The sequence below is a fragment of the Microvirga tunisiensis genome, from assembly GCF_009296175.1.
Lineage (GTDB): Bacteria > Pseudomonadota > Alphaproteobacteria > Rhizobiales > Beijerinckiaceae > Microvirga > Microvirga tunisiensis.
Genome location: NZ_VOSK01000446.1, coordinates 1 through 4388, shown reverse-complemented (window position 1 = coordinate 4388; position 4388 = coordinate 1). Strand labels below are relative to the sequence as shown.

8 protein-coding genes are annotated in these 4388 nt (G+C 59.2%); 4 read left to right on the top strand and 4 right to left on the bottom strand.

Going from position 1 to position 4388, the window contains the following annotated elements:
* Window positions 1-144 (bottom strand): DUF6429 family protein (locus FS320_RS49080; RefSeq protein ID WP_244626992.1); only part of this gene is annotated, 144 nt, incomplete at its 3' end.
* 261 nt (window positions 145-405) lie between these two features.
* Here FS320_RS49080 and FS320_RS38960 point away from each other — a divergent pair.
* Complete coding sequence (locus tag FS320_RS38960) at window positions 406-621, top strand: hypothetical protein (RefSeq protein WP_152717722.1); 216 nt, start codon at window positions 406-408, stop codon at window positions 619-621.
* A 148-nt stretch (window positions 622-769) separates the two neighbouring features.
* On the opposite strand, the gene FS320_RS38955 is transcribed toward FS320_RS38960, so the two are convergent.
* Both FS320_RS38955 and FS320_RS49075 read right to left on the bottom strand, forming a co-directional pair.
* Window positions 770-994: a DUF6894 family protein gene (locus tag FS320_RS38955; protein ID WP_152717720.1), complete on the bottom strand. Its 225-nt coding sequence runs from the start codon at window positions 992-994 to the stop codon at window positions 770-772.
* Window positions 995-1105: 111 nt separating this feature from the next.
* Window positions 1106-1471, bottom strand: coding sequence for a hypothetical protein (locus FS320_RS49075; protein WP_244627669.1), 366 nt, complete (start codon window positions 1469-1471; stop codon window positions 1106-1108).
* 39 nt (window positions 1472-1510) lie between these two features.
* Between FS320_RS49075 and FS320_RS38945 the strand changes: the two genes are divergently transcribed.
* Entirely contained in the window at window positions 1511-1729 is a 219-nt protein-coding gene (locus tag FS320_RS38945) for a hypothetical protein (RefSeq protein WP_152717718.1), read from the top strand.
* 190 nt (window positions 1730-1919) lie between these two features.
* Window positions 1920-2288 carry a hypothetical protein gene (locus FS320_RS38940; protein WP_152717716.1) on the top strand — a complete coding sequence of 123 codons (369 nt, stop codon included), beginning with the start codon at window positions 1920-1922 and terminating at the stop codon, window positions 2286-2288.
* A 44-nt stretch (window positions 2289-2332) separates the two neighbouring features.
* On the opposite strand, the gene FS320_RS38935 is transcribed toward FS320_RS38940, so the two are convergent.
* Window positions 2333-2815, bottom strand: coding sequence for a DUF6894 family protein (locus FS320_RS38935; RefSeq protein ID WP_152739065.1), 483 nt, complete (start codon window positions 2813-2815; stop codon window positions 2333-2335).
* Between the two features lie 816 nt (window positions 2816-3631).
* Between FS320_RS38935 and FS320_RS38930 the strand changes: the two genes are divergently transcribed.
* Window positions 3632-4388 (top strand): PQQ-dependent sugar dehydrogenase family protein (locus tag FS320_RS38930; RefSeq protein ID WP_483238181.1); only part of this gene is annotated, 757 nt, incomplete at its 3' end.

Genomic DNA, 4388 nt, shown 5'->3' with positions numbered 1-4388 from the left:
GACTGGGTCGCCGATCAAGCCCTTCTTGTGAAGCCGATCCGTCGTTGCCCAGTCGAAGCCCTTCCAGGCACAACGCTCGTTATGCAGCGTCAGCCATAACAGCGCCAAAACGGCATCGTCGATCTTGTCCTCATCGATCTCCATGAACCGACGTTACCACGCGCGGCACCCAAAATCCCGCGGCCCCGCTCGGATGGATACGCACAAAACCGCGGCGCGAATTTCTGATAAGGCCGTTTAGGGAACTGGGCGTGAGGGGGCAGGAAGCAATGCAGGGGCTGCTTGACCGAACGAGACGCGAAACTCCCTACAATATGATTTGAAGCCTTCCCCTAAAGCAGTTCAAGCCTTCTGACCGTCCGTGTGGTAGATCGACCTTATGGGACAGGCAATCCCGAGGGGCCGATGCAAAAGCGGGTCGATCAAAGCTCCAGATGGGTGCAAAAAGAGGCGGCCAAGCACACCACCCCGGAAAGCATGCGGCAGCGAATTGTCTTTGAGCAAAAGCAGATCCAGGCCTTAATGGGCACTGGCCTTTGGGGTGGACCCACGGAGAATGCTCTGAAGGCCCATCACGAGCTGATCCGCGTTCTGACGGAACGCCTCGCGAAGTTCCAATAAGACGCTTTTTGGGACGGGCCGCACAATTACGGGACAACGAAACAAACGGCAGAACAAACCGGATCTGTCCCCAAGGCTCACGAACATTGTCGCCAACAACACCGCCTCGCGCGTGTAACCCACACCGCGTTAATTAGCAGAACTGCCTTTATGGAAGGTGCTTTCCACCTACAGAAAACGGTACCGAGGCCAGCTCTTGGCCCTCACTGATGATGTGAAGAATGGCCTGCTGCCAATGCTGACCTTGCCCGCGCATCCATTGCGCAAAGTGCAAGGCTTGGTCCTGGGCGGTTGTGAGGTTGGGCAGCTCGTGTTCGTAACGGTCTTGGATGTACCCGCCTGGATATGTGATGGTGAAGTAGTACCTGGGCATCACACACCTCCGCTTGAGTAACCCATTCCGAAACGATGCTGCCGTGCTGGGCAAGCACATTACCATGGACCAGCCTCGGGCAGCGTAATTCGGATAAGACCCTTTATGGATTTAGAAATCTTGCGCCTGGTCTTGTGGGTTCGCCTCAAGGATCAACTGGCGGTGGGCGTGCCAATGCTTCAGGATTTCTTCCAAGTTAAAGAGCAAGCTTTGCGCCAAGGTCGTATCGAGACATTCCGCGCTCATCCACTTGATCAGGGCAATCTGCTCCGCCACACGCCGTTCGCCCTCGGCAATGTCCCGGTCAATCCGCGCAAGCACGTCGCATCTGTTCAGCGTCTTAGACATGGCGACAGGCCGAGCTGGACCAATCCCAAACTGCTGCTGATTATGCGCCTGACCGCAGGCGAAGGCCACCTCATTCGCATCCTTCCAGGTGCCTTGGCGCACCTCACCTTCGCGCTCCAAACTCATCATAGGGCAGTTTTGGTTGGAACCCTTCTGAGGACTGGCCCGATGATTGCCTCCAACCTTCACCTGCGGGTCCACTGGGCAAGGGATCGCGATCGACAGCCGCAAGAGTTTCCCCGTCTCATGCTGGTTCTGGTAGTCGTCCTGGCGCTTGTGAATGTCTCGGCCACAGTGCTGATGGCTGGAAGCTGGGCCAGCCTCACCGACGGTATGCTTGATCTTGAGAGAAGCATACAGGATCGCCTGACCGAGACCGTCAACTGAGCCGCGAATTTCCGAGAAGCCCTCTTTATGGAACTGAACACAGGCACCCTCGGCCCGGTTTGATTGAAGAGGTAGCGAAATGGGCGTATTCTCAAGCCTGCCGTCGACCTAGCCTCTCTCGCAGCCCTTTAGGGCTCTGATACACGCCCCAATCCGCCCATGAGGGACCGGGCCCGTAAGGGAGGGGCATATGTTTTCAAGAACTGCCTTGGTAGCCGTTGTTCTCGTCGCCAGCCTGCCGCTGCCGATCCGGGCTCACGACATCTATTCGCTTCTTCTGGACGAAGTGGGCGCAAGCTGCTGCGATGACCAGGATTGCCGCCCTGCGCTTCACCGCATGAGAGCAAGTGGCGTGCAGATGCTCGTGGATCAGCGATGGATCGACGTGCCGGACGAGCGGATCCAATATCGTGCCCTGCTGGGGGACACCGGCGAGACGGGCGGAGGCCATTGGTGCGGTTCAACCTATAAACCAGATTTTGGCACTCCAAACACCGTGTACATGACGAAATGTGCAGTTCTGCCGCCTCAGTCTGCATCCGTTCAGGACGAGCCGTGATTTCACATAATCCCCAGTTTGGAATGCGCTTGCTGCTCCTTTGACTAAGACAGCAGGGTTCCGGAAGGCGCTTCCTTGAAGCAGCGGCAAAGGTGCTTCTCGCACACGAGTTCGTCTTCAACCAGGACTTGAGACGCCTTGTGCTCGGCGCATCGGGTCTCCACCATCTCCCAGACCAACAACTCAGCGGGCAACCGTTGTGCGAAGCCTGCAACAAACTCATCGTCGCGATAAATCAGCCAGCCGAGATGGCTGCCGACGAGCTTGTAAGTGGCGTGAGATTGCAGCAAAGAGGATCTCAATTGTTCGGAGAACGGCAGGCGGAAAACTATCTCGCCGGTATCATCCTCAACCTCGATGGCATAGTCCCGTGGATCGTGGCCTCGGGCTGCGAACACATGTTTGAGGTCTTGGGCAGCCCGCACCACTGCTCTCCAGGCCGTCTCCACATCCGGGTAATCGAGGCCGAGATCGTCGTAACTCATACCTCCATCTTTGCAGCGGATGTGAAGGTAGAAGCGAGACATGGCGTCTCCCAGAGCTAGCCAGTAGACTGCTGAAATAAGGTTCCAGTGGCGGAAGAGTTCCGGCCACGCAATTCCCTATAGTCATCAGTATGGAATGCGATCTGAAGCGTTCGGAAAGTCTTCCTGCGAGCTTATGGAACGCCACGCCGATTATTCAGTAAAAACCGCTCCGCAGTAGGCTTCATCTGGCGCGCGAATATTCGCGAATGCCTGGCGTAGGAGAGACCGAGAGGAGCACGTTTTCCCGGTCTCTCCCCGCCTGGATGAGGAGCAGTTGGGGGCGATGCTCCAGACCCAAGCCAAGAGATCATAGCCGCCTCTGCACCGTCCTACCGCAGGAACATCGCCCTATGCAGCCGAGGGCCGGTGCAGACCGGTTCCGCAGAGGACTGCAAATCCTTGCACCCACCGATTTGGGAACGGTGTCGCGGAAGGGACCTTGTAGAACGTAGACTCGAATGGGAGAACTGATCCGGGAAGGTCCGGAGCGGGTCAACCCAGGGAATTCCCGGCTCCTCAGGAGCGTCCGGGGGTTCCTCCGTGAGCAGACATTCGGTCTGCTTCCAGGCCGGGGCCAGATGTTGCTATTCACCTTAGGATCAGGGCTCGAGGGGCACATCGCGGTCCGCCTGCTCACTTCGCACCGGATCATCAGATCGCGCCAATCAGCGCGTCTCCTCACAGCCTCCACCTCAGAGCGAACCTTCGGCATACCGCCGCTGCGTGCTAACTTTGGAGCGGACTTCACGATGAACAGCGATCGGTACGTCGCAGGACGTCTTCGAGTGACGTGCGCCGCAATCAAGGCAGGTGGTGATGACCGTATCGGGGATGTTTGCGCGCGGCGTGGCCATGATCGGCGGCACAATGGCACGGGCTCGAGGGAGGCGGGAAGGCTCGCACGAGCCGGCATTCGGCCGCACTCCCGTGATCCCCGCAGCAAAGCCACAGGGCAGCCTGATGACGCTCAAGATGCCCGCGGCAAGGGGATGGGCTGCCGGGCAGACGCCGATCGCGGCCCCGGGCCTCCAGGTCAACCCCTTTGCGACCAACCTCGAGCATCCCAGGTGGATCGAGGTCCTGTCGAATGGCGACGTCCTCGTCGCCGAGGCGCGAGGCGCAACTGAAACCGTCAAGTCGCTGATCGCCGTCGTCATGCACCCGGTCAAGTCGATCTTTACCTATGCGGCACTCAGCACGATGAAACGCGCAGGCGCCGTAGGCGTCAGTGCGAACCGCATCACGCGGCTGCACGATGCGGATAGCGACGGGGTAGCCGAAGTCAGGGACGTGTTCCTGGACGGCTTGAACCAGCCCTTCGGAATGGCGCTGGTGGCCGGGACGTTCTACGTCGGCAACACCGATGGAGCCGTCGCCTTCCCCTATGACGCAGGCACGGGGCGCGTCACCGGGCCGGGTCGCAAGCTGGTTGGGTTCAAGCCCGGTGGGCATTGGACGCGCAGCCTGCTGGCGAGCCCCGATGGCTCGAAGCTTTATGTGGGCGTGGGTTCGCGCGGCAACATTGGCGAGGACGGCATGGCTGCCGAGGAGGGCCGCGCGGCGATATACGAGA

Bases quoted from the DNA above. Each gene is read 5' to 3' on its own strand.
- FS320_RS38960 (WP_152717722.1), top strand. From the start codon at position 406: ATGCAAAAGCGGGTCGATCAAAGCTCCAGATGGGTGCAAAAAGAGGCG.
- FS320_RS38955 (WP_152717720.1), bottom strand. From the start codon at position 994: ATGCCCAGGTACTACTTCACCATCACATATCCAGGCGGGTACATCCAA.
- FS320_RS49075 (WP_244627669.1), bottom strand. From the start codon at position 1,471: ATGATGAGTTTGGAGCGCGAAGGTGAGGTGCGCCAAGGCACCTGGAAG.
- FS320_RS38945 (WP_152717718.1), top strand. From the start codon at position 1,511: ATGATTGCCTCCAACCTTCACCTGCGGGTCCACTGGGCAAGGGATCGC.
- FS320_RS38940 (WP_152717716.1), top strand. From the start codon at position 1,920: ATGTTTTCAAGAACTGCCTTGGTAGCCGTTGTTCTCGTCGCCAGCCTG.
- FS320_RS38935 (WP_152739065.1), bottom strand. From the start codon at position 2,815: ATGTCTCGCTTCTACCTTCACATCCGCTGCAAAGATGGAGGTATGAGT.